Annotated in this window: 1 pseudogene; it reads left to right on the forward strand. The window is 42.9% G+C overall.

What is annotated here, in order from left to right:
- A pseudogene (locus D0T60_RS18490) lies at positions 1-480 on the forward strand (IS66 family transposase); the annotation flags it as partial.

Here is a 480-nt window from a genome sequence, read left to right on the forward strand (position 1 = left end):
GAAAGAACTTACTGTTACCCTCACTTTGGAAGAATATAATCACCTTTTAAAGGAAAAAGAAGCTCTGCTGTACAAGGTGGATACTCTTGGTCGGGAAAAAGATCTTCTTCGCTGGCGATTGGAAAATCTCTTACGTCGTCTTTGGGGTAAATCCAGTGAGAAACGTAAGTTACCTGAAGACCCTGCTCAGTTATCCATTTGCTTTGATTCTCCCACTGATGTATCTGATCCTGTTGCTGAAGAAACTAAAGTTTTGAAGAAAGCAGAAAAGCAAGAAGGCGACTACAACCGTTATCGTAAAAGCTTCACTAAAAAGGTTACTCCACATGCTCGCAAGCCCATTGATCCATCTCTTCCTCGCGAAGAGATAGTTGTTCCCATGCCCGATGACATCAATCTGGAAGGAGCAGTGAAGATGGGAGAAGAAGTAACAGAGCAATATGCTGTTCGTCCGGCTCAAGTTTATGTTATCCGCACGAT

Source organism: Bacteroides sp. 224, from assembly GCF_010500995.1.
Lineage (GTDB): Bacteria > Bacteroidota > Bacteroidia > Bacteroidales > Bacteroidaceae > Bacteroides.